Raw genomic sequence first — 23,385 nt, 5'->3', positions numbered from 1 at the left:
TCTCTACTCAGCAATACTTTCCCGAATCGGTTTTACCGGCAGGACTTTCACCTGCTTAATCATATTGTCCTGCACGTCCAGGATATCAATATCGTATTGCTCAATGCGCACCCGCGTGCCCGCCGCCGGGATCTCTTCCAGTGCTTCCAGAATCATCCCGTTTATGGTGCGCGCTTCATCTTCCGGTAAATGCCAGTTAAAGGCTTTATTGAGTTCGCGAATGTTCGCGCTACCGTCGATCAGCACCGAGCCGTCGTTTTGCGGGGTGACTTCTTCCGCAAGGGAAGGGGACATTGAGGTGGTAAAGTCGCCAACAATCTCTTCCAGAATATCTTCAACCGTCACCAGCCCCTGAATATCCCCGTACTCATTGACCACCAGGCCGACCTTCTTCTTGTTACGCTGGAACTTCACCAGCTGGGTGCTGAGCGGCGTTCCTTCCGGCACGTAATAAATTTCGTCGGCGGCGCGGAGCATCACCTCTTTGGTGAACTCTTTTTTCTCGGTCATCAGACGATAAGCTTCGCGCACGCGCAGCATGCTGATGGCATCGTCCAGAGAGTCGCGGTACAGCACGATACGGCCGTGCGGGGAGTGGGTCAGCTGGCGGACGATGGCTTTCCAGTCGTCATTGATATCAATGCCGACGATCTCGTTACGCGGCACCATGATGTCGTTAACGCTGACCTTTTCCAGATCCAGTACCGACAGCAGCATGTCCTGATTACGCCGGGAGATCTGCGAGCGTGATTCATGCACGATGGTGCGCAGCTCTTCTTTGCTGAGCGCGCTGCTGATGGTGACGTCTGCTTTGATACCGATCATCCGCATCAGAATACGCGTCACCATGTTCAGTAACCAGACCAGCGGCATCATCAGGATCAGCAGCGGTGCCAGCAGGAAGCTGCTGGGGTAGGCCACTTTTTCCGGGTAGAGCGCGGCGATGGTTTTAGGCAGCACTTCTGCAAACACCAGCACCACAAACGTCAGCACACCGGTGGCAATGGCGACGCCGGCGTTGCCGTACAGGCGCATCCCAACGATAGTACCGAGCGCAGAGGCAAGAATGTTGACGAGGTTGTTACCGATAAGCACCAGACTGATCAGACGATCCGGTTGACGCAGCAGTTTTTCGACGCGACGGGCGGCACGGTTACCCTGTTTAGCACGATGACGTAACCGGTAGCGGTTTAAGGTCATCATGCCGGTTTCCGAGCCGGAGAAATAGGCGGAGATGACCACCATGACGATCAGCGTAATGATCAGCGTGGTGGTAGAGATGTGTTCCAGGGGGAACTCCTTTGTTACTTAGCCAGCAAATTGCTGTATGAAGCGGCTGCCAAAATAGGCAAGGGTGAGAATGCCCGCGCCCGCGACGTTGAACCAGACCACGCGACGACCGCGCCAGCCTTCATGATAATGGCCCCATAACAGGACAATATAGACAAACCACGCGATGATGGAGAGGACCGCTTTATCGATATTCTCCACGCTGAACAGGTTTTTCATATAAAACAGGCCCGTGCACAGCGTTAACGTCAGCAGCACGACACCGACCTGCGTGATGTGGAACATCTTACGCTCAATCACCATCAGCGGCGGCATCTCATGGTTAAAGGCCAGCTTTTTGTTTTTCAGCTGATAGTCAATCCAGGCGAGCTGCATGGCATAGAGCGCGGCGATAATCAGCGTTGCGTAAGCGAAGAGTGACAGGCCGATATGCACCAGCATTCCCGGCGTCGCTTCCAGATGCGTAATAAACTCATTGGGCATAAACGTGGCCAGGGCCAGGTTGATCAGCGCGAAGGCATACACAATCGGCAGTAGCAGCCAGCCACGGTTTTTAGAGGCGACAATGGTCATCACCGTGCAGATCATCAGGCTGACCAGCGAGCCGACGTTGAGCACGCTCAGGTTCTGTACGCTGCCATCGCCGGGGATAATGCGCGATTCCAGCGCGAACGCATGGCTTATCAGTGCGATCACCGCCGAAAGAATAGCCATGCGTCGCCAGCCGCTGTTTTTTTGCAGCAGTCCAGGAATGATCAGCGCGAGGCTGACAGAGTAGGCAACAAGGGCGATCAGTGCGAAAACAGGCATATAGGCATCGACAGTTGTCTTAATAAGAAAGAGAAGCAGTATAACGTTACGTGACGCCTGCTCCAACCGTTGCATAACAACAAAGCCGCCTTCATGTTATACTCCGGCAAAATTCTGTGTATGTGTCGCTGCCAGCGACCCAACGTTTCTACTCAGGCGAGAGACAATGTTTGATAATTTAACCGATCGTTTGTCGCGCACGCTGCGCAACATCAGCGGCCGCGGACGCCTTACCGAAGACAACATCAAGGAAACGCTGCGCGAAGTGCGCATGGCGCTGCTGGAAGCAGACGTCGCGTTGCCGGTTGTTCGTGATTTTATCAACCGCGTTAAAGAGAAGGCGGTTGGTCATGAAGTTAACAAGAGCCTGACCCCGGGTCAGGAGTTCGTCAAAATCGTCCGTAACGAACTGGTTTCGGCGATGGGCGAAGAGAACCAGGTGCTTAACCTGGCGGCACAGCCGCCGGCCGTCGTGCTGATGGCGGGCCTGCAGGGTGCGGGTAAAACCACCAGCGTGGGTAAGCTGGGTAAATTCCTGCGTGAAAAGCACAAGAAAAAAGTGCTGGTCGTTTCTGCGGACGTCTATCGCCCGGCGGCGATTAAACAGCTGGAAACCCTGGCGCAGCAGGTCAGCGTGGATTTCTTCCCGTCTGACGTTGCCCAGAAGCCTGTCGACATCGTTAACGCGGCGCTGAAAGAGGCGAAGCTGAAATTCTACGACGTGCTGCTGGTGGATACCGCCGGTCGTCTGCACGTTGACGAAGCGATGATGGATGAGATCAAACAGGTGCATGCCGCTATCAATCCGGTAGAGACCCTGTTTGTTGTTGACGCCATGACCGGTCAGGATGCGGCGAACACCGCGAAAGCGTTTAACGAAGCGCTGCCGTTAACCGGCGTAGTGCTGACCAAAGTGGACGGTGACGCCCGCGGCGGTGCGGCGCTTTCGATTCGTCATATCACCGGCAAGCCGATTAAATTCCTCGGTGTGGGTGAGAAAACCGAAGCGCTGGAGCCATTCCACCCGGACCGTATCGCCTCCCGTATCCTCGGCATGGGCGACGTGCTGTCGCTTATCGAAGATATCGAGAGCAAGGTTGACCGCGCCCAGGCTGAGAAGCTGGCCAGCAAGCTGAAAAAAGGCGATGGTTTTGACCTGACCGATTTCCTTGAGCAGCTGCGTCAGATGAAAAACATGGGCGGCATGGCAAGCCTGATGGGCAAACTGCCGGGCATGGGCCAGATCCCTGACAACGTAAAAGCGCAGATGGATGACAAGGTGCTGGTGCGTATGGAGGCGATCATCAACTCGATGACCCTCAAGGAACGTGCTAACCCGGACATCATCAAAGGGTCCCGCAAACGCCGTATCGCAGCCGGTTGCGGCATGCAGGTGCAGGACGTAAACCGCCTTCTGAAACAGTTCGACGACATGCAGCGCATGATGAAGAAAATGAAGAAAGGCGGCATGGCGAAGATGATGCGTGGCATGAAGGGCATGATGCCGCCGGGATTCCCTGGCCGTTAATCGCCTGGCTGTTGGCTATTTTAATGCCAGGGTGTGCCCGAAAAGCACACCCTGGACGTCTTTTGCAGCAGAGTTTTAACTGCTGATTGCATTTTCCCCAGAAATCAGTAAAATTTTCGGGCTTTTAATATGACACCCGGGCTCCGTTCCTCGATGGGGCCCGGTTGTTTTATTCACACAAGAGGATGTTATGGTAACTATTCGTTTAGCACGTCACGGCGCTAAAAAGCGTCCGTTCTACCAGGTTGTTGTTACTGACAGCCGTAATGCACGCAACGGTCGCTTCATTGAGCGCGTTGGTTTCTTCAACCCGATCGCTTCTGGTTCTGAAGAAGAAACCCGTCTGGATCTGGATCGTATCGCTCACTGGGTTGGCCAGGGCGCTACTGTTTCCGATCGCGTTGCTACGCTGATCAAAGCAGCAAACAAAGCAGCTTAATCTGTCACGGTGGTCATGATGAGCAATAAAGCACCTGTTGAACCGATTGTATTGGGCAAAATGGGTTCTTGCTACGGTATTCGTGGTTGGCTCAGAGTGTTTTCCTCCACTGAAGACGCTGATAGCATTTTTAATTACCAGCCCTGGTTTATCCAGAAAGCCGGTAAGTGGGAAGAGGTCGAGCTGGAAAGCTGGCGTCACCACAATCAGGACATCATCATCAAGCTGAAAGGCTTTGACGATCGTGATGCCGCGAATGCACTGACTAATTGTGAAATTATCGTGGATTCGTCGCAGTTGCCGCAGCTGGAAGAGGGCGACTACTACTGGAAAGACCTTATGGGTTGCCAGGTGGTCACCACTGAAGGTTATAGCCTGGGGAAAGTCATCGACATGATGGAAACCGGGTCAAATGACGTTCTCGTCATTAGGGCAAACCTGAAAGATGCATTTGGCATCAAGGAGCGGTTGGTTCCGTTCCTCGATGGACAGGTTATCAAGAAAGTCGATCTCGCTACTCAAACGATTGAAGTAGATTGGGATCCTGGTTTTTAAATTCTCCGGATAAACGGTAAAAGACGGCGCTATGTGGATTGGCATAATTAGCCTGTTTCCTGAAATGTTCCGCGCGATTACCGATTACGGGGTAACTGGCCGGGCAGTAAAGAATGGCCTGCTGAACATCCAGAGCTGGAGTCCTCGTGACTTTACGCATGACCGGCACCGTACCGTGGACGATCGTCCTTACGGCGGCGGACCGGGGATGTTAATGATGGTGCAACCCTTACGGGACGCCATTCACACAGCAAAAGCCGCGGCAGGTGAAGGCGCGAAGGTGATTTATCTGTCACCTCAGGGACGCAAGCTTGATCAAGCGGGCGTCAGCGAACTGGCGACGAATCAAAAATTGATTCTGGTCTGTGGTCGCTACGAAGGGATAGATGAGCGCGTAATTCAAACCGAGATTGACGAAGAATGGTCTATCGGCGATTACGTACTCAGCGGTGGTGAGTTACCAGCGATGACGCTGATTGACTCCGTTGCCCGGTTCATTCCGGGTGTACTGGGCCATGAAGCTTCGGCAACGGAAGATTCCTTTGCTGATGGGTTGCTGGACTGTCCACACTATACTCGTCCTGAAGTGTTAGAAGGGATGGAAGTACCGGCGGTGTTACTGTCAGGAAACCATGCTGAGATACGTCGCTGGCGTTTGAAGCAGTCGCTGGGCCGAACCTGGCTTAGAAGACCTGAACTTCTGGAAAACCTGGCTCTGACTGAAGAGCAAGCAAAGTTGCTGGCCGAGTTCAAAAAAGAACACGCGCAACAGCAGCATGAACATGATGGGAATGCGTAATACGCTCCCGAATATCAGTTTACCCAGGATAAGAGATTAAATTATGAGCAACATTATTAAGCAACTTGAACAAGAGCAGATGAAGCAGGACGTACCTTCCTTCCGTCCAGGTGACACCGTGGAAGTGAAAGTATGGGTTGTTGAAGGTTCCAAAAAACGTCTGCAGGCATTCGAGGGCGTGGTTATCGCTATTCGTAACCGCGGTCTGCACTCTGCATTCACTGTTCGTAAAATTTCCAACGGCGAAGGCGTTGAGCGTGTCTTCCAGACTCACTCTCCGGTAGTTGACAGCATTGCTGTTAAACGTCGTGGTGCTGTACGTAAAGCTAAACTGTACTACCTGCGTGAGCGTACTGGTAAGTCTGCTCGTATTAAAGAGCGTCTGAACTAAGATTCGCTTAAGCGACATCCTGTTAAAAAGGGCTGGCCGAAAGGCTGGCCCTTTTTTATTCCATCGCACCTCTCGTATTAACCCTTTCGTCATAAATCATTTACAATGCTGGCCTCTTAACGGGAGGGAAAGTGGATAACGTACTGCATCGGCATAACTGGAAACGCGCAGCGGCTTTGACCGCGCTGTTTGCGATCCTGCTGATCGTGGTTGCGCCGCTTATCTCCATCTCGCTGCAAAAAGATCCCATGAGCGCCATGCCGGGAATGCATCATGACATGAGCATGATGTCGATGGATGAACACCATGGCGATATGCCGCACTCGATGCCCGTCGACCATGCGGAAGCGTGTGGCTACTGTGTACTGTTAGCGCATGTGCCGGGCGTGATGCTGGCGCTGATTGTACTGCTCAGTGTGGTACTGCAAAGGAGTCGCGTTACACCGCCGCAACCGCCGGTCAGCCACTGGCACTTTTTCCCCTGGCTCTTTCCTGATACCCGCGCGCCGCCGCGGCAGTCTGCTTTTTCCCTTTAAAAAAAAATCGATAACTTTTTGCCTTAAAAAGGAAAAGTATGACTACCTGCACTCCGCGCGCGGCATGGGGAAACCTGCTGCGTCGACTCCATTTCTATGTCGGGCTGTTTGTTGGCCCGTTTATCTTCTTCGCCGCGCTGACCGGTACGCTGTATGTGGCGACGCCGCAGCTGGAAAACACGCTCTACCGGCACGCGTTGCACACGGATTCGCTGGGAGAGGCACGGCCTCTGGCCGAGCAGATTGCCGTGGCGGAAAAAGCCGTGGGTTCAGATCTGCGCCTGCATGCCGTTCGTCCGGGGCTGGTTGACGGTGATACTACCCGCGTGATGTTCGCTGACCCGGCGCTTGGCTCGTCGGAGAACCGCGCTATCTTTGTGGATCCCGTGAGCCTTGAGGTGCGGGGCGATATGACGGTGTACGGCACGAGTGGCATTCTGCCGTTGCGCCAGACCATCGATTATCTGCATACCTCGTTGATGCTTGGCGATGTCGGGCGGCTCTATAGCGAGCTGGCCGCCTCCTGGATGTGGGTTGCCGCGCTGGGTGGAATCGCCCTGTGGTTTTACACCCGACCAAAACGTCGGATGAACAACCGTTTCCAGAACCGCCGTCGTGTGCATGTGGCACTGGGCTGGGTGTTGCTGGGGGGAATGTTATTGTTCTCAGCGACAGGCCTGACGTGGTCTCAGTGGGCGGGCGGTAACGTGGATACACTGCGTGCCCGGATGAACTGGCTTACGCCGCAGGTCAATACTACGCTCTCCGGGGTGCCTGCCATCATGGACGAGCACGCTGAGCACCGGGGGCATCATAGCGGGATGATGATGCCCGGGATGGTGATGGATCCGACGCTTTTTGATGACGTCCTGCATGCCGCCCGCACGGCGGGTATAGATGCCAGCAAGCTCGAAATCCGCCCGGCGAAAACGGCTGAACAGGCCTGGACCGTGACGGAAATCGATCGCAGCTGGCCGACTCAGGTCGATGCGGTGGCGGTCGATCCGCACTCCATGCACATTCTGGACAGAACCCGGTTTGAAGATTTCCCGTTAATGGCAAAGCTGACCCGCTGGGGTGTGGATTTCCACATGGGGATCTTGTTTGGGCTGGCCAATCAGCTGCTGCTGATCGCGTTCGGTATTGCCCTGTGCGTGCTGATCGTCTGGGGATACCGGATGTGGTGGATGCGTCGTCCGGCGCAATCGGCCGTGAACCCGGTTCAGACGCTCTGTCAGAGCTGGCTGGCGCTATCGGGATGGGGAAGAGCCGTCACGGCGATGGTGAGTGTCCTGCTGGGGCTGGCGATGCCGGTGATGGGTGTGAGTCTGGCCCTGTTTGTGCTGGTCGACTGGCTGCGCTGGCGAGCGGCAACAGGCGTGTCGCTCGCAGAATCATCGGTTAAATAACCTTATGGCGTGCTGATAACCACCGCAACCCGGCGGTTTTCAGCGCGCCCTTTTGCAGTACTGTTGCTCGCAACAGGGTATTTTTTGCCTAACCCCTGCGTGGTGAGGTTGCTGCGCGGGATATTGGCTCCCTTCGCCCAGGCGTCGGCTACCGCATTTGCACGTTTCAATGACAGCGCTTCGTTGTAGCGCTCTTCGCCGTAGTTGTCCGTGTGACCGTCCATACGCGCGTGGTTCAGGCCGGTTGCCGCGAGGCGAGAGGCCATGGTCTTGATCTGCGTTTCACTTTCCGCACGCAGCCTGGCGTCGTTTTTATCAAACAGGATGGTATCTGACAGGCCAAGAGACCAGTCGCCGTTCAGTTCGTTAAAACCGTAAGACTTCATCGCCGCAATCTGCTCAGGAGTGAACTTGCCTTGCGGCGGTGACTGGCAACCTGCCAGCACGACTGAGGCTAATAACAACGGCGCGAAGTATCGCTTTAACATATCGTTTCCCTTCTAATTTATCGTTTTTGTACGCTGGTTTTTAACCTGGTACATATTGCGGTCGGCTTTCTCCAGTAATGCTTCCACAGAACCATTTTCCCACGCCAGAGCAAAGCCAATACTGAGTGACATTGATGCTTTTTGCCCGTTATGCAATTCGAACGGGCGGATAAACTGCTGCGATAAGGCAGCACAAAGATGTTGAACCTCAGGCTCTGAATGGACGCCGTACAGCACCATGGCAAACTCGTCGCCGCCAAGGCGGTATGACTGATGGCGCTTATCACCGAACTCGACCATTCTTCTGGCGACTTCAATCAGCACACAGTCTCCTGCCGCGTGTCCCCAGGTGTCATTAATAAACTTAAAATTATCACCGTCGAGGAAGAGCAGGGCCGAGTTTGTTTTTGCTGAGGGGTCATTCATTAATGCCGCGATGCTGTTACGAAACGCCGCACGGTTGGCAAGACCCGTCAGCGGGTCGTGCATGGCGGTGCGTAATAGCTGGGCGTTTTTCGCCTGCAGTTTAAGCTGCCACTCCTCCATTTCATCCAGAAGGCTGTTGAAGTCCTCGCCAAACTGGTGAAATTCTTCAATGCGCCCGTCTTTCACCCGTCGGGAGAAGTTACGGTTAGTGCGTACGTCATGAACGACGTCAGTAATGTTTTGCAGCGCTGTAACCATGCCGTGATGCAAGGATTGCGTAATGGTCAGTGCGACCACCGTCGCAAACAGAATACAGCCGGTGAGAACGGCAAACGACATCCAGATGAAGTGGCTTATCAGGCTGTCACGCGCGGTAAGGCGTATTTCGCCAATCGTTGAGCCGTTATGGAATACGGGCTGGGAAATCGGCTCGGGGAAAAGCCAGCGGCTGACCAGTGCGCCCAGAGTGTCGTTGTTATCCGCCGGGTTCCACGACCAGTACGCAAAGCGTTTTTTGTGCACGTTGAGGACTTCAGCCACGGCAAACTGGCCCTGTTTGCCAAGGGCGGCAAGCGTTTCATTGGCTGCCACTGAATCGTTGAACACCAGGGAGGCTTCAAGGCTGTGGCTCATGGTGGCGCCGGTTAATTCGAGATTCTTTTGTGCGTATTGCTTTAATGTCACGACGGAGGCAAAACAGAGGAGCAGCCATATTAATGTCATCGTGATGATGACGCTTATCATGCTGATTCGTCTGAGTGTTCTTTTAAACGTCGGACGTGGCGCTGAAGTGAAATCTTTATCCATGCTGCTTATTCCGTGCGAGCATTAATACATCCGGATTGACTCTCACGCCACTGCGAGTCAGCGCATCCAGATTGACGGAAAACCGGACATGGTTGCGATCAATTATCAGGCAAAAGGCGCTGCCAATAATACATTCCGGATTTTGCTCTGAGATTAATAGCAATGCTCTGCCCTGATACTGACTTATTAATTCACGTTGTTTTACGGGGGATTCCGCCCCGAAATAAATAGCATCACACGTAGCGGACAGGGCTTCCTGATCGTTACGCACAATAACGGGGGTATAAGGTAATTCGCTTTGCCCGTCCTTGCTGGTGAGTGCATGCGTGTAGTGAGAAGAAGCATAAACACAGAGTTTTGGCTGGCCGGAAAGTGACGGCCATCGGGCGTAGCTCACAATACCTGAAACGATCGAACGTACCGATTTATCGGTTTCGGTGAACGTGCCTGCCGCCGCTGCGCCCACCATAAGGAACAGCATTAGCACCAGAGTGAGTCGGAAAAAAGAGATCAAGGATAAATTTCTCACCAGAATCCGCCACTTCGCTCCGGAAATAGATGTCCTTAAGAGTTGTGGGCAGAATACCATTGTTTACCAAAGCCGTCATTATGTCAGAATTTTCCCTGCCTCGACCTAAGCTAAATCCTACACTTTGTTATATTCCGGTGAATAAAAAGAGGCTTAATTAAGTCTGCTGGAGCGCATGCTTTCATCCATGCCTTTTTGCCATGACTCGTGCAGTTTTGCTGCATTTTCAGCAGTATCGCAGCTGGCAGGAAAAGATTTGCCCGCTAATCCCCAGGCGTGGAGAAAACCTTCTTCACACACTTTCTTCTGTCCGTCTGCATATCCCCGGAGATATTCACTACGATCAACATGCGGATCATTAAAATTATCGGCCAGCGTCTGGTTATCTTTAACCGGCAGACCATTCATAGCGTCTTCTTTACCTGCATCAAACCAGCTGGGGCTGGTCCAGTCCGGGTGGAAGGTATAAGGATTGATTTGGCAACCCGATAAAATGAGCGACAACAGCACCAGAGCAATTGAACGCATAGCCATTCTCCTTTTTTCTTCAGCATAGCCTGGTAACGGAAAGAAGGGGTGTAATTTAAAGTTTACGGATATGGCGGCTGATTTTTGCAATAAATTGGCATTCGTAAAGAAAAGTGTACGTATTTTGGATTGAAATCTTTACTTGTTATGGTATCGTTGTTTCACCTCTTCGAGGAAAAACAACTATCGCAAACGAGCTTTACAGGATCGCAATCATGCAAAAAGACGCGCTGAACAACGTACACATCACTGACGAACAGATTTTGATTACTCCGGATCAACTGAAAGCGGAATTCCCGCTGAGCGTCGCGCAGGAGGCTCAAATTGAGCACTCGCGTCAGACCATTTCAGACATTATCGCTGGCCGCGATCCGCGCCTGCTGGTGGTATGTGGTCCTTGTTCTATTCACGATCCTGAAGCCGCCATTGAGTACGCTCGTCGATTTAAAACATTAGCGGAGGAGGTCAGCGATAGCCTCTATCTGGTAATGCGCGTCTATTTTGAGAAGCCACGTACCACCGTTGGCTGGAAAGGGTTGATTAACGATCCGCACATGGATGGCTCGTTTGATGTGGAAGCAGGGCTGAAAATTGCGCGTCGCCTGCTGGTGGAGCTGGTCAGCATGGGGCTGCCGCTGGCCACTGAAGCGCTGGATCCGAACAGCCCGCAGTACCTGGGCGACCTGTTTAGCTGGTCTGCCATTGGGGCACGCACCACAGAATCACAAACCCACCGCGAGATGGCGTCTGGTCTGTCGATGCCGGTTGGTTTTAAAAACGGTACCGATGGCAGCCTGGCCACCGCAATTAACGCCATGCGTGCCGCGGCAATGCCGCACCGTTTTGTTGGCATTAACCAGGCGGGGCAGGTTTGCCTTCTGCAAACGCAGGGTAACCCGGATGGTCACGTGATCCTGCGCGGTGGTAAAGCACCGAACTACAGCCCGGCAGATGTGGCACAGTGTGAAAAAGAGATGGAGCAGGCGGGACTGCGCCCGGCACTGATGGTAGATTGCAGTCATGGTAATTCGAATAAAGATTACCGTCGTCAGCCTGCGGTTGCGGAATCTGTGGTGGCACAGATAAAAGACGGCAACCGTTCTATTATCGGTCTGATGATTGAGAGCAATATTCATGAAGGCAATCAGTCATCTGAACAACCGCGCAGCGCAATGAAGCACGGCGTATCCGTCACGGATGCCTGCATCAGCTGGGAAACCACCGACGCGCTGCTGCGTGAGATCCATAAAGATTTAAGCGGCCAGCTGGCGACGCGTCTGGCTTAAGAGGGTAGTTATGGTTGCTGAATTGACCGCGTTACGCGATCAAATTGATGAAGTGGATAAGGCGTTGCTGGACCTGCTGGCGCGCCGTATGGCTCTGGTTGCCGAAGTGGGTGAGGTAAAAAGCAAATACGGCCTGCCGATTTACGTCCCGGAGCGTGAGGCATCCATGCTGGCCTCGCGGCGCAAAGAGGCCCAGGCGCTGGGCGTCTCGCCGGATCTGATTGAAGATGTCTTGCGTCGCGTAATGCGGGAATCCTATTCCAACGAAAACGATAAGGGCTTCAAAACCCTCTGTCCGTCCCTGCGCCCGGTGGTTATTGTGGGTGGTGCGGGCCAGATGGGGCGTCTGTTTGAAAAAATGCTGACGCTTTCTGGTTATCAGGTTCGCATTCTGGAAAAAGAGGACTGGGAACACGCGCCAGCGCTGATGGCCGATGCGGGGATGGTTATCGTCAGCGTGCCTATCCACGTGACGGAGCAGATCATCGGCAAGCTTCCACCGTTGCCGAAAGATTGCATCCTGGTTGACCTTGCATCGGTCAAAAATGGCCCCCTGCAGGCGATGCTGGCGGCGCATACTGGCCCGGTGCTTGGCCTGCACCCGATGTTTGGTCCGGACAGTGGCAGCCTGGCGAAGCAGGTTGTGGTGTACTGTGATGGTCGTCAGCCGGAGGCCTATCAGTGGTTCCTGGAACAAATTCAGGTATGGGGTGCCAGGTTGCACCGGATCAGCGCGGTAGAGCACGATCAGAACATGGCGTTCATTCAGGCGCTGCGCCACTTTGCGACCTTTGCCTACGGTTTGCATTTGGCGGAAGAGAATGTGCAGCTTGAACAGCTGCTGGCGCTCTCTTCGCCGATCTATCGCCTGGAGCTGGCGATGGTCGGGCGTTTGTTCGCTCAGGATCCACAGCTTTACGCCGACATTATTATGTCCTCTGAGAACAACCTGGCGCTTATCAAACGTTATTACCAGCGGTTTGGTGAAGCGATCACCTTGCTGGAGCATGGCGATAAACAGGCGTTTATCGACAGCTTCCGTAAAGTCGAGCACTGGTTTGGCGATTATGCGCAACGTTTTCAGAGTGAGAGCCGCACGCTTTTGCGTCAGGCAAATGACAGTCGCCAGTAATGCGATGATGTATATACTAAAAGCCAGCAATGCTGGCTTTTTTCATTTTGGGGAACTGTTATGGCCGAACCGCAGCCGCTGTTGAATTACACCGGGCATCTGCCCGAATGTCCGACGTGGAGTGCCGAAGAGCATGCGCTCTACTGGGCAGATATTCTGGAGGGGGAGATCCACCGTTATCATCTGCCCACCGCGGAACACACGGTACTCTCTTTCCATGAAGAAGTAGGTTGTTTCGCTCTGCGTGAGCGTGGCGGCTTTATCGTCGCGATGCGCAATGGCATCTGGCTTGCTGACAAACACGGCCTGCTTCAGCGCAAGGTGTGTGATAACCCCTCTAACCCGCAACTGGCGCGTTTTAATGATGGAGGTACCGATCATCATGGACGGTTCTATGCGGGAACCTTCTGGGGGCCGGGGGATTACAACGGCGCCATGCTAATGCGTATCGATAATGATCTGACGCCGAAAGTGATCCAGTGTGATATTCACGGACACAACGGTCTGGCATTCAGCCCCGACAAACAGTGGATGTTCACCTCTGATACGCCAAATGGCGTTATCTACCGCACGCCGCTTGATGAGCAAGGTGAGCCGGGGAAACGCGAGATATTCCGCCGCTTTAAAGAGGGGGAGGGCATACCCGACGGTGCTGCGATGGATGAAGAAGGCTGCTACTGGAGCGCAATGTTTGATGGCTGGCGTATTGCGCGCTTTTCACCGCAGGGGGAGCAACTGGAAGAGTATCGCATGCCGGTTCGTTGTCCGACGATGGTCTGCTTTGGCGGCGAGGATATGAAGACCCTGTTTATCACGACCACGCGGGAAAATATGGATGCGGATGAAGTGGCGCAGTATCCGCTCTCCGGCGCCATCTTCACCCTGCCCGTCAGCGTGGCAGGGATGAAGAAAAGCCGCTTTATCGAACGTTAAGCGGGGTCAACCGGCACGACGTTTTCGCTCGGATAGCAGCCCAGCACTTTCATTGAGCGGGTGATTTCACCCAGTTCACGCAGGGCTTTCTGCATGGATGCAGATTCCAGGTTGGCCTGGATATCCAGATAAAACATCTCTTCCCACGGATTACCATGAATCGGGCGCGATTCCAGCTTCGTCATGATCAGGTTGTGGTTACGCAGTACCAGCAGGGCCTCAACCAGCGCACCCGCCTGCTGCCCGGTCGCCATCAGCAGCGTCGTTTTAGCCGGAACCTGCTCAGAGACATTGATGGCTTTACGGGCCAGTACCACGAAGCGGGTGATATTTTGCGTCTGGTTCGCCAGGTTGCGTTCCAGTACCTGCAGCCCATACAGCGCTCCGCCCGCCTCGCTGCCAAGCGCGGCCACCGTCGGGGAATTTGCCTGCATCACTTTTTCCATCGCCGCAGAAGTGCTTTCGGTGTACTCAATTTTCCAGTTCGGATAACGGTTGAGGAATTGACTGCACTGCTGGAACGGTTGTGGGTGACTGTACACTGTCTCGATTTGGCTCAGGTCGGTTGAGCCAGAGACCAGTACGCAGTGATCGATAGGGATGGTCATCTCGCCAACCAGCGACAGCGTAGTGTGCTGCAGAAGATCGTACACGTCGTTAATGGCACCAGAGCTGGTGTTTTCAATCGGTACGACGGCGTAATCCGCCTGTCCGGTTTCGACCTGATTGAAAATATCAGCAAATTTTGCGCAGCCGCTTTCAATAAACTCTTCGAAATGACGTGCTGCGTACTGGCGCGCGGCAAGGTGAGAGTAAGAGCCTTTAGGGCCGAGGAAGGCGACACGTGCAGAGTGCGGGTTCGTTTTATTCAGATGCTGCTGGAGTAGCGCTTGCTGGGTCAGAACGGAGTCTTCGATGATGAGCTGGAACAAACGGGTGATGTAATGGGCGTCGAGGTGGTGCGCTTTGCCAAGCTGAATCAGGCGTTCCAGCAGGTCGCGTTCACGATCAATATCACGCACCGGCCGATGGGAGTCCAGCTTGGCTTTTCCCACTTCGATGGCGAGTGTGCGACGTTCTGCCAGCAGGGCCAGTAATTTTTCGTCCAGTGCGCTGATTTTCACTCGCAGGTCCAGTAACGGGTTTTCCGGTGTCATAGTGTTGCCTGTCTCGTTTATCGTTATTAATAAAAAAGGCCTCCCGGTGTGGGAGGCCTTGTTGTTCGTCTTCGCATTCTTTATCACACGACGAAACGCCTCCCAATCAGGGGAAGGTAAAAAAGAATGCGAAGAAAAACGGTGTGTGTTTCATGAAATCATCCTGTCGTTGATACCGTTAAAGTACCCGTACTGTTTTCACGCTGTCAATAAAAAACGCGCCCGAAGGCGCGTTGGCGGTAAACTCAATTTAAAGGATTACTCTTCTTCAACTTCTTCCGCGAAGCTGGCGTCTTTCACCGACGTTGCGGCGCGACGGGCTTCACCTTTGTGTTGCACTTTATTGAGCTGCCGTTCCAGCTTGTTGATCAAATCGTTAATAGCGGTGTACATATCCTCATGTTTTGCGCTGGCGACCAGATGGCCGTTTGGAGTATTGATAGTTGCGTCAGCGATGAAACCTTGCGGCTCCTTGGACAGGATGATATGTGGGTTAATCAAATGTGTTTGCCATTTATCCAGTTTGGCGAGACGGTCTGCGACGTGTTGGCGGATTGCCGGAGTAATTTCCATTTGTTTACTGGTAATGTTCATTGTCATAAATTTTACCTCTTGTCTTTCCGTCTTGGTGATTCCAGCATACCTGTCCTAATGTCAAAATGTGTGATTTATATCACGTTATTTTGTCGGTTTTTGTCAGGGAATGTTTTTTGTGAGGCAGGGCAGGAAGAGGTGATATTTACCTTGTGGAAGGCCCGATTTGCGGTCATAGTTGATAGGATGTGTTGAGGCTAAACCGCTTCAGCTGATCTCTGAACGCATAAAAAAAAGGCAGCCCGAAGGCTGCCGTTTTGCTTTGAGGCAATATCAGGTGTTGCTGCTGTTCGCGGCGATGATTTTCGCCACTTTGTCAGCCTGTGCGGTCATCTGCATCTGACGGTAAGCATTTTCCATCAGCTTCAGGCCATCACGCGTTGCCTGTGTATCCGGGTAATCACGCAACATACCTTCTACACGATTAACCACGGCAACCCATGCGCCACGGCGGGTATAGTATTCCGCAACGGAGTATTCGTATTTCGCCAGACGATCTTTCAGGAACACCAGACGTTTGGTCGCGTCAGTGACGTACTGGCTGTTCGGGTAGCCGCGCACCAGTTTAGAGAAGTCGTTGAAAGCATCACGCGCATGCTGCGGGTCACGGTCAGAACGATCCACACCGAAGAAACCTTGCAGGGCACTGTCGTCCAGCGCCATGTTGGTAAGACCGCGCATGTACATGACGTAATCGATGTTAGGATGAGTCGGGTTCAGACGCATGAAACGATCGATGGTTGCCTGAGCCAGCGGCAGATCGGCATTTTTATAGTAGGCATAGATGAGATCTAACTGTACCTGCTGCGAATACGGACCAAATGGATAGCGATTATCCAACGCTTCCAGTTGCGTTATCGCCTGTTTCCAGTTACCGTCCTGCAACTTTTGTTGTGCAGTCGCATAGATTTCATTCGGCGGATTGTCAGGGACCTGTTCATTTGAACCGGAGCAGCCCACCAAAGCCAGGCTCAACGTGGCCGCTGCCACCAGATATTTCATGCGCGTCATGACGTTTTGACTTTCCTCAAATGTTTGTCCGGGAGAAACTCTGTTCCTGCTCCCGATTAAGACCAGCTACAATAGCACACTATATTAAACGGCAAAGCCGTAAAACCCAACGTTAAACGAAGAAGCAGTTTATGGCACAACGAGTAGAACTCACCGCAACAGTCTCCGAAAATCAGCTCGGTCAACGCTTAGATCAGGCTTTGGCCGAATTGTTCCCTGATTATTCGCGTTCACGCATAAAAGAATGGATCCTTGACCAGCGCGTGCTGGTAAACGGCAAGATCTGGGACAAACCAAAAGAGAAAGTGTTAGGTGGGGAAGCCGTCGCCATCAATGCTGAAATCGAAGAGGACATCCGCTTCGAGCCGCAGGACATCCCGCTGAACATCGTCTATGAAGATGATGACATCCTGGTGATCAACAAGCCACGTGACCTGGTTGTTCATCCGGGCGCGGGGAACCCTGATGGCACAGTGCTTAACGCACTTCTCCATTATTACCCGCCTATCGTGGATGTTCCACGCGCCGGCATCGTTCACCGTCTGGATAAAGACACCACGGGTCTGATGGTGGTGGCAAAGACCGTTCCAGCTCAGACACGTCTGGTGGAATCTCTGCAGCTGCGTGAAATCACCCGCGAATATGAAGCGGTGGCCATTGGTCATATGACCGCTGGCGGTACGGTGGAAGAACCTATCAGCCGTCACCCAACCAAACGTACCCATATGTCGGTGCACCCGATGGGTAAGCCTGCGGTAACGCACTACCGCATTATGGAACACTTCCGCATTCATACGCGTCTGCGTCTGCGTCTGGAAACCGGTCGTACTCACCAGATCCGTGTTCATATGGCGCACATTACCCATCCGCTGGTGGGCGATCAGGTCTACGGTGGTCGTCCGCGTCCGCCAAAAGGCTCATCGGATGAGTTCATTAGCGTACTGCGTAAGTTTGATCGCCAGGCGCTGCACGCAACGATGCTGCGTCTTTACCATCCTATCACCGGTATTCAGATGGAATGGCACGCGCCGATCCCACAGGATATGGTCGACCTTATTGACGCCATGCGCGTTGATTTTGAAGAACATAAAGATCAAGTGGACTGGTTATGACCAAACTGATTGTCCCGGAGTGGCCACTGCCTGAGGGCGTGGCTGCCTGCAGTTCAACCCGTATCGGCGGTGTGAGCCAGGGCGCGTGGGAATCTTTGAATCTCGGCGCACACTGTGGTGACAACCTGGAGCACGTTGAAGAAAACCGCAAACGCCTGTTTGCTGCCGGGAATTTACCGTCGAAGCCGGTCTGGCTGGAACAGGTACACGGTAAAACGGTACTGACGTTAACGGGCGAACCCTATGCGTCTAAACGGGCCGATGCGTCTTACAGTGATACCCCGGGAACGGTATGTGCGGTAATGACTGCCGATTGCCTGCCGGTTCTGTTCTGTAACCGTGCCGGTACCGAGGTGGCAGCAGCGCATGCGGGCTGGCGTGGTCTGTGTGAAGGTGTGCTCGAAGAGACCGTCGCCTGCTTTAAAGATGACCCTGCGAATATCATGGCCTGGCTCGGCCCGGCCATTGGTCCTCGTGCGTTTGAAGTGGGGCCAGAGGTCCGCGAAGCCTTTATGGAGAAAGATCTGCAGGCCGCGGATGCTTTCCTTCCTGCCGGTGAAAAATATCTGGCCGATATTTACCTGTTGGCCCGCCAGCGCCTGAATAATGTCGGCGTGACGCAGATCTTCGGCGGCGATCGCTGTACCTTCACCGAAAAGGGTGATTTTTTCTCTTATCGCCGCGACAAGACGACAGGTCGTATGGCAAGTTTTATTTGGCTGATATAACCTAAAGAATCAAGACGATCCGGAACGTGCCGTTTTCTTTTCACATAATTCAGGTCATTAACCTTGAATAATTGAGGGATGACCTCATTTAATCTCCAGTAGCAAATTTGACCTGTTATGGGAGGAGTTATGCGTCTGGATCGTCTTACTAATAAATTCCAGCTTGCTCTCGCCGATGCCCAGTCCCTTGCACTGGGGCACGACAACCAATTCATCGAACCTCTTCATTTAATGAGCGCCTTGCTGAATCAGGAAGGGGGATCGGTACGTCCGTTATTAACGTCTGCCGGCATTAATGCTGGCCAGTTACGCACCGCCATCGATCAGGCTCTGAGCCGTTTACCCCAGGTAGAAGGTACCGGTGGCGACGTTCAGCCGTCTCAGGATCTGGTGCGTGTGCTGAATCTTTGCGACAAGCTGGCGCAAAAACGTGGGGACAACTTTATTTCGTCAGAACTTTTCGTTCTGGCGGCGCTTGAATCACGCGGTACCTTGACCGACCTGCTGAAATCTGCCGGCGCAACCACCGCCAATGTGACTCAGGCGATTGAGAAAATGCGCGGAGGTGAAAGCGTGAACGATCAGGGAGCCGAAGACCAACGTCAGGCTTTGAAAAAATTTACGGTCGACCTGACCGAGCGTGCCGAGCAGGGCAAGCTTGACCCGGTGATCGGCCGTGATGAAGAGATTCGCCGTACTATCCAGGTACTGCAGCGTCGTACCAAAAACAACCCGGTGCTGATTGGTGAGCCGGGGGTCGGTAAAACCGCCATCGTCGAAGGTCTGGCGCAGCGCATTGTGAACGGTGAAGTGCCGGAAGGGCTGAAAGGTCGTCGTGTACTGGCGCTCGACATGGGTGCGCTGGTGGCCGGGGCGAAATACCGCGGTGAGTTCGAAGAGCGTCTGAAAGGCGTGCTTAACGACCTGGCGAAACAGGAAGGCAACGTCATTCTGTTTATTGACGAACTGCACACCATGGTCGGCGCAGGTAAAGCGGACGGCGCGATGGATGCCGGTAATATGCTGAAACCAGCCCTGGCACGTGGGGAACTTCACTGTGTAGGGGCTACCACGCTGGATGAGTACCGTCAGTACATCGAAAAAGATGCTGCGCTGGAGCGTCGTTTCCAGAAAGTGTTTGTTGCTGAGCCTAGCGTTGAAGATACCATCGCGATTTTGCGTGGGCTGAAAGAACGTTATGAACTGCACCACCATGTGCAGATTACTGACCCGGCGATTGTTGCAGCGGCCACGCTTTCGCATCGTTATATCGCTGACCGTCAGTTGCCCGATAAAGCAATCGACCTTATTGATGAAGCGGCCTCGAGCATTCGTATGCAGATTGACTCGAAACCGGAAGAGCTGGACAGGCTCGACCGTCGCATCATCCAGCTCAAACTGGAACAGCAGGCACTGAAGAAAGAGTCTGATGAAGCCAGTAAGAAACGGCTGGATATGCTCAACGAAGAACTGGACGATAAAGAGCGTCAGTACTCTGAGCTGGAAGAAGAGTGGAAAGCGGAGAAAGCATCACTCTCGGGTACTCAGACAATTAAAGCTGAACTGGAACAGGCGAAAATTGCCATTGAGCAAGCGCGTCGTGTGGGTGACCTGGCGCGAATGTCTGAACTGCAGTACGGCAAAATTCCTGAGCTTGAGAAACAGCTTGAGATCGCCACGCAGTCGGAAGGCAAAACGATGCGTCTGTTACGAAACAAAGTAACGGATGAGGAGATCGCTGAAGTGCTGGCTCGCTGGACCGGTATTCCGGTTGCGCGCATGATGGAAAGCGAACGTGACAAACTGCTGCGCATGGAGCAGGATCTGCATCAGCGCGTGATTGGTCAGAACGAGGCGGTTGAAGCGGTCTCTAATGCCATTCGCCGTAGCCGTGCAGGGTTGTCTGACCCTAATCGTCCGATCGGTTCGTTCCTGTTCCTGGGGCCTACGGGGGTCGGTAAAACCGAACTGTGTAAGGCGCTGGCTAACTTCATGTTTGACAGCGATGATGCGATGGTGCGTATCGATATGTCCGAGTTTATGGAGAAACACTCCGTTTCGCGACTGGTTGGTGCGCCTCCAGGATATGTGGGTTATGAAGAAGGTGGCTACCTGACAGAAGCGGTGCGCCGTCGTCCTTATTCCGTCATCCTGCTGGATGAAGTGGAAAAAGCGCATCCGGATGTGTTCAACATTCTGCTGCAGGTTCTTGACGATGGACGGCTGACTGACGGACAGGGGAGAACGGTCGACTTCCGTAACACGGTAGTGATCATGACCTCGAACCTGGGTTCCGATTTGATTCAGGAACGTTTCGGTGAACTGGACTACGGCCATATGAAGGATCTGGTGATGGGCGTGGTAAGCCATAGCTTCCGTCCAGAGTTCATTAACCGTATTGATGAAGTGGTAGTGTTCCATCCTCTGGGTGAGAAACATATTGCGTCGATTGCGCAGATTCAGCTGCAGCGTCTGTATAAACGTCTTGAAGAGCGTGGATATGAAATTCACATCTCCGATGATGCGCTGAGGCTCTTGAGCGCAAATGGGTACGATCCGGTTTATGGGGCGCGTCCGCTGAAACGCGCAATCCAGCAACAGATCGAAAACCCACTGGCGCAGCAGATACTCTCCGGGGAGCTGATTCCGGGCAAAGTTATCCGTCTGGAAGCCAACGACGACAAAATTGTGGCAGTGCAGTAAGTCACAAAACGCAAAAACGGGCCGCTTGCGGCTCGTTTTTGTTTAAAAACCAGGCCAGAATTGAGGTGTGGGATGCAAATTGCCTGGAAAGTGAGCAGTCAGTAAATAATTTTCACTTTATCCTTGCAGCTTCAGAATTACCCCCTATAATGCGCCTCCACTGACACGGAACAACGGCACACACGCCGCCGGGTCAGCAGAGATAAGCGAAAATAAATGCTTGACTCTGAAGCGGGAAAGCGTAATATGCACACCCCGCGCCGCAGCGAAAACGAAGCGGCACTGCTCTTTAACAATTTATCAGACAATCTGTGTGGGCACTCAAAGTGACATGGATTCTTAACGTCCTCGGACGAAAAATGAATACCAAGTCTCTGAGTGAACATACGTAATTCATTACGAAGTTTAATTCACGAGCATCAAACTTAAATTGAAGAGTTTGATCATGGCTCAGATTGAACGCTGGCGGCAGGCCTAACACATGCAAGTCGAACGGTAGCACAGAGAGCTTGCTCTCGGGTGACGAGTGGCGGACGGGTGAGTAATGTCTGGGAAACTGCCTGATGGAGGGGGATAACTACTGGAAACGGTAGCTAATACCGCATAACGTCGCAAGACCAAAGAGGGGGACCTTCGGGCCTCTTGCCATCAGATGTGCCCAGATGGGATTAGCTAGTAGGTGGGGTAATGGCTCACCTAGGCGACGATCCCTAGCTGGTCTGAGAGGATGACCAGCCACACTGGAACTGAGACACGGTCCAGACTCCTACGGGAGGCAGCAGTGGGGAATATTGCACAATGGGCGCAAGCCTGATGCAGCCATGCCGCGTGTATGAAGAAGGCCTTCGGGTTGTAAAGTACTTTCAGCGGGGAGGAAGGTGTTGTGGTTAATAACCACAGCAATTGACGTTACCCGCAGAAGAAGCACCGGCTAACTCCGTGCCAGCAGCCGCGGTAATACGGAGGGTGCAAGCGTTAATCGGAATTACTGGGCGTAAAGCGCACGCAGGCGGTCTGTCAAGTCGGATGTGAAATCCCCGGGCTCAACCTGGGAACTGCATTCGAAACTGGCAGGCTAGAGTCTTGTAGAGGGGGGTAGAATTCCAGGTGTAGCGGTGAAATGCGTAGAGATCTGGAGGAATACCGGTGGCGAAGGCGGCCCCCTGGACAAAGACTGACGCTCAGGTGCGAAAGCGTGGGGAGCAAACAGGATTAGATACCCTGGTAGTCCACGCCGTAAACGATGTCGACTTGGAGGTTGTGCCCTTGAGGCGTGGCTTCCGGAGCTAACGCGTTAAGTCGACCGCCTGGGGAGTACGGCCGCAAGGTTAAAACTCAAATGAATTGACGGGGGCCCGCACAAGCGGTGGAGCATGTGGTTTAATTCGATGCAACGCGAAGAACCTTACCTACTCTTGACATCCAGAGAACTTAGCAGAGATGCTTTGGTGCCTTCGGGAACTCTGAGACAGGTGCTGCATGGCTGTCGTCAGCTCGTGTTGTGAAATGTTGGGTTAAGTCCCGCAACGAGCGCAACCCTTATCCTTTGTTGCCAGCGGTCCGGCCGGGAACTCAAAGGAGACTGCCAGTGATAAACTGGAGGAAGGTGGGGATGACGTCAAGTCATCATGGCCCTTACGAGTAGGGCTACACACGTGCTACAATGGCGCATACAAAGAGAAGCGAACTCGCGAGAGCAAGCGGACCTCATAAAGTGCGTCGTAGTCCGGATTGGAGTCTGCAACTCGACTCCATGAAGTCGGAATCGCTAGTAATCGTAGATCAGAATGCTACGGTGAATACGTTCCCGGGCCTTGTACACACCGCCCGTCACACCATGGGAGTGGGTTGCAAAAGAAGTAGGTAGCTTAACCTTCGGGAGGGCGCTTACCACTTTGTGATTCATGACTGGGGTGAAGTCGTAACAAGGTAACCGTAGGGGAACCTGCGGTTGGATCACCTCCTTACCTTAAAGAACCTGCCTTTGTAGTGCTCACACAGATTGTCTGATGAAAAGTAAATAGCAAGGCGTCTTGCGATTGAGACTTCAGTGTCCCCTTCGTCTAGAGGCCCAGGACACCGCCCTTTCACGGCGGTAACAGGGGTTCGAATCCCCTAGGGGACGCCACTTGCTGGTTCGTGAGTGAAAGTCACCTGCCGACATATCTCAAAACTCATCTTCGGGTGACGTTTG

At 53.3% G+C, this 23,385-nt stretch carries 23 protein-coding genes, 1 tRNA gene, 1 rRNA gene and 1 other annotated feature; of the genes, 15 read left to right on the top strand and 10 right to left on the bottom strand.

The window, feature by feature from the left end:
* Positions 1–3 precede the first annotated feature (3 nt).
* Both AM379_RS02365 and AM379_RS02360 read right to left on the bottom strand, forming a co-directional pair.
* Positions 4–1,290 carry an HlyC/CorC family transporter gene (locus AM379_RS02365; RefSeq protein ID WP_040018985.1) on the bottom strand — a complete coding sequence of 429 codons (1,287 nt, stop codon included), beginning with the start codon at positions 1,288–1,290 and terminating at the stop codon, positions 4–6.
* 18 nt (positions 1,291–1,308) lie between these two features.
* Entirely contained in the window at positions 1,309–2,100 is a 792-nt protein-coding gene (locus AM379_RS02360) for a cytochrome C assembly family protein (protein WP_003863130.1), read from the bottom strand.
* A gap of 166 nt (positions 2,101–2,266) precedes the next feature.
* Between AM379_RS02360 and ffh the strand changes: the two genes are divergently transcribed.
* The 7 genes from ffh (at position 2,267) to AM379_RS02325 (ending at position 7,757) form a co-directional block, all read left to right on the top strand.
* Positions 2,267–3,628 carry a signal recognition particle protein gene (gene ffh, locus AM379_RS02355; protein ID WP_014171250.1) on the top strand — a complete coding sequence of 454 codons (1,362 nt, stop codon included), beginning with the start codon at positions 2,267–2,269 and terminating at the stop codon, positions 3,626–3,628.
* A gap of 190 nt (positions 3,629–3,818) precedes the next feature.
* Positions 3,819–4,067 carry a 30S ribosomal protein S16 gene (gene rpsP, locus AM379_RS02350; protein ID WP_014171249.1) on the top strand — a complete coding sequence of 83 codons (249 nt, stop codon included), beginning with the start codon at positions 3,819–3,821 and terminating at the stop codon, positions 4,065–4,067.
* 15 nt (positions 4,068–4,082) lie between these two features.
* Positions 4,083–4,622 (top strand): ribosome maturation factor RimM, encoded by a 540-nt coding sequence (rimM, locus tag AM379_RS02345; protein ID WP_106503415.1) that lies wholly within the window; start codon positions 4,083–4,085, stop codon positions 4,620–4,622.
* Positions 4,623–4,653: 31 nt separating this feature from the next.
* Positions 4,654–5,421 (top strand): tRNA (guanosine(37)-N1)-methyltransferase TrmD, encoded by a 768-nt coding sequence (trmD, locus tag AM379_RS02340; protein ID WP_014171247.1) that lies wholly within the window; start codon positions 4,654–4,656, stop codon positions 5,419–5,421.
* Positions 5,422–5,464: 43 nt separating this feature from the next.
* Positions 5,465–5,812: a 50S ribosomal protein L19 gene (gene rplS, locus AM379_RS02335; protein WP_002914145.1), complete on the top strand. Its 348-nt coding sequence runs from the start codon at positions 5,465–5,467 to the stop codon at positions 5,810–5,812.
* A 131-nt stretch (positions 5,813–5,943) separates the two neighbouring features.
* Positions 5,944–6,348 (top strand): DUF2946 domain-containing protein, encoded by a 405-nt coding sequence (locus AM379_RS02330; protein WP_025203431.1) that lies wholly within the window; start codon positions 5,944–5,946, stop codon positions 6,346–6,348.
* Between the two features lie 38 nt (positions 6,349–6,386).
* Positions 6,387–7,757: a PepSY-associated TM helix domain-containing protein gene (locus AM379_RS02325; protein ID WP_106503414.1), complete on the top strand. Its 1,371-nt coding sequence runs from the start codon at positions 6,387–6,389 to the stop codon at positions 7,755–7,757.
* A gap of 2 nt (positions 7,758–7,759) precedes the next feature.
* Here AM379_RS02325 and AM379_RS02320 read toward each other — a convergent pair whose 3' ends face one another.
* From AM379_RS02320 to AM379_RS02305, 4 genes are all read right to left on the bottom strand, one after another.
* Entirely contained in the window at positions 7,760–8,245 is a 486-nt protein-coding gene (locus tag AM379_RS02320) for an OmpA family protein (protein ID WP_014171244.1), read from the bottom strand.
* A gap of 12 nt (positions 8,246–8,257) precedes the next feature.
* Entirely contained in the window at positions 8,258–9,478 is a 1,221-nt protein-coding gene (gene dgcN / locus AM379_RS02315) for a diguanylate cyclase DgcN (RefSeq protein WP_020883917.1), read from the bottom strand.
* Positions 9,471–9,959: a YfiR family protein gene (locus tag AM379_RS02310; RefSeq protein WP_181010276.1), complete on the bottom strand. Its 489-nt coding sequence runs from the start codon at positions 9,957–9,959 to the stop codon at positions 9,471–9,473. Before AM379_RS02310 ends, dgcN begins: the two co-directional genes overlap by 8 nt.
* 201 nt (positions 9,960–10,160) lie before the next feature.
* Positions 10,161–10,535 (bottom strand): DUF2799 domain-containing protein, encoded by a 375-nt coding sequence (locus AM379_RS02305; RefSeq protein WP_020883919.1) that lies wholly within the window; start codon positions 10,533–10,535, stop codon positions 10,161–10,163.
* 215 nt (positions 10,536–10,750) lie between these two features.
* Here AM379_RS02305 and aroF point away from each other — a divergent pair, with 215 nt between their 5' ends.
* From aroF to AM379_RS02290, 3 genes are read left to right on the top strand one after another with little or no spacing between them, the layout of a single operon-like run.
* Complete coding sequence (aroF, locus tag AM379_RS02300; RefSeq protein ID WP_025203434.1) at positions 10,751–11,821, top strand: 3-deoxy-7-phosphoheptulonate synthase AroF; 1,071 nt, start codon at positions 10,751–10,753, stop codon at positions 11,819–11,821.
* A 10-nt stretch (positions 11,822–11,831) separates the two neighbouring features.
* Complete coding sequence (tyrA, locus tag AM379_RS02295; protein WP_032678713.1) at positions 11,832–12,953, top strand: bifunctional chorismate mutase/prephenate dehydrogenase; 1,122 nt, start codon at positions 11,832–11,834, stop codon at positions 12,951–12,953.
* Positions 12,954–13,013: 60 nt separating this feature from the next.
* Complete coding sequence (locus AM379_RS02290) at positions 13,014–13,886, top strand: SMP-30/gluconolactonase/LRE family protein (protein WP_106503412.1); 873 nt, start codon at positions 13,014–13,016, stop codon at positions 13,884–13,886.
* Here the strand turns inward: AM379_RS02290 and pheA are convergent.
* From pheA to bamD, 4 genes are all read right to left on the bottom strand, one after another.
* Positions 13,883–15,043: a bifunctional chorismate mutase/prephenate dehydratase gene (gene pheA / locus AM379_RS02285; RefSeq protein ID WP_020883922.1), complete on the bottom strand. Its 1,161-nt coding sequence runs from the start codon at positions 15,041–15,043 to the stop codon at positions 13,883–13,885. The genes AM379_RS02290 and pheA overlap by 4 nt on opposite strands.
* Positions 15,044–15,072: 29 nt before the next feature.
* Positions 15,073–15,198: a sequence feature (Phe leader region), on the bottom strand.
* On the bottom strand, positions 15,150–15,197 hold the full coding sequence (gene pheL, locus AM379_RS02280) for a pheA operon leader peptide PheL (RefSeq protein WP_001386991.1): 48 nt from the start codon (positions 15,195–15,197) through the stop codon (positions 15,150–15,152). It overlaps the preceding feature by 48 nt.
* Positions 15,199–15,301: 103 nt before the next feature.
* Entirely contained in the window at positions 15,302–15,643 is a 342-nt protein-coding gene (raiA, locus tag AM379_RS02275; protein ID WP_003863162.1) for a ribosome-associated translation inhibitor RaiA, read from the bottom strand.
* A gap of 267 nt (positions 15,644–15,910) precedes the next feature.
* Positions 15,911–16,648, bottom strand: a complete 738-nt coding sequence (gene bamD, locus AM379_RS02270) for an outer membrane protein assembly factor BamD (RefSeq protein ID WP_013098339.1) — start codon at positions 16,646–16,648, stop codon at positions 15,911–15,913.
* 131 nt (positions 16,649–16,779) lie between these two features.
* On the opposite strand from bamD, the gene rluD reads away from it, so the two are divergent.
* From rluD to AM379_RS02245, 5 genes are all read left to right on the top strand, one after another.
* Positions 16,780–17,760, top strand: coding sequence for a 23S rRNA pseudouridine(1911/1915/1917) synthase RluD (rluD, locus tag AM379_RS02265; protein ID WP_106503411.1), 981 nt, complete (start codon positions 16,780–16,782; stop codon positions 17,758–17,760).
* Complete coding sequence (yfiH, locus tag AM379_RS02260) at positions 17,757–18,488, top strand: purine nucleoside phosphorylase YfiH (RefSeq protein WP_032678710.1); 732 nt, start codon at positions 17,757–17,759, stop codon at positions 18,486–18,488. Before rluD ends, yfiH begins: the two co-directional genes overlap by 4 nt.
* 129 nt (positions 18,489–18,617) lie before the next feature.
* Entirely contained in the window at positions 18,618–21,191 is a 2,574-nt protein-coding gene (clpB, locus tag AM379_RS02255; protein ID WP_020883924.1) for an ATP-dependent chaperone ClpB, read from the top strand.
* Between the two features lie 427 nt (positions 21,192–21,618).
* A 16S ribosomal RNA gene (locus tag AM379_RS02250) occupies positions 21,619–23,158 on the top strand.
* Between the two features lie 85 nt (positions 23,159–23,243).
* A tRNA-Glu gene (locus tag AM379_RS02245) sits at positions 23,244–23,319 on the top strand.
* Positions 23,320–23,385: the final 66 nt, after the last annotated feature.

The organism is Enterobacter cloacae complex sp. FDA-CDC-AR_0132 (assembly GCF_003010695.1).
GTDB classification, from domain to species: domain Bacteria; phylum Pseudomonadota; class Gammaproteobacteria; order Enterobacterales; family Enterobacteriaceae; genus Enterobacter; species Enterobacter ludwigii.
This window is presented reverse-complemented; position numbering and strand designations above follow the sequence as displayed.